The sequence below is a fragment of the Caballeronia sp. GACF4 genome, from assembly GCF_023631025.1.
In the GTDB taxonomy this organism is placed as follows: domain Bacteria; phylum Pseudomonadota; class Gammaproteobacteria; order Burkholderiales; family Burkholderiaceae; genus Caballeronia.
Window position 1 is genome coordinate 1 of the sequence record NZ_JALQDW010000035.1, and the last position, 500, is coordinate 500.

Annotated in this window: 1 protein-coding gene; it reads left to right on the forward strand. The window is 61.8% G+C overall.

Annotation, left to right across the window (positions count from 1 at the left end; all coding sequences use genetic code 11):
- On the forward strand, positions 1-500 hold a 500-nt coding region (locus tag NCR40_RS28435), incomplete at both ends, for a Crp/Fnr family transcriptional regulator (protein ID WP_250511422.1).

The following is a 500-nucleotide window of genomic DNA, read 5'->3' on the forward strand; positions in this document are numbered from 1 at the left end:
CAGTTGCTTTGCGATTCCGGACAACGCATTCACCACGTGTACTTCCCGACCACGGCTATCGTCTCGCTTCTGCATACGATGGAAGACGGCGGCTCGGTGGAAGTCGCGGCAGTGGGCCGTGAAGGCATGACGGGTGTTCCGGTGCTCACGGGCGGCGACACCATGCCGACGCGCGTTCAAGTGCAGTGCGCGGGTTTTGCGTATCGCATGAGCGCGGGCGCATTGCGTGAACACTTCGGCAAGTCGGACTTTCTGCGTCGTGTGATGCTGCTGTATATGCAAGCCCTGCTGACGCAAGTCGCGCAAACGGCCGCTTGCAATCGTCACCATTCGCTCTCGAAGCAACTGTGCCGCTGGCTCCTGATTCAAACGGACCGCACCCCGTCGGATCAACTGCGCGTGACGCAGCAAATGATCGCGGACATGCTCGGCGTGCGTCGCGAAGGCGTGACGGAAGCCGCAGGCAAGCTGCACGACGCGGGTCTGATCCATCACAGCCG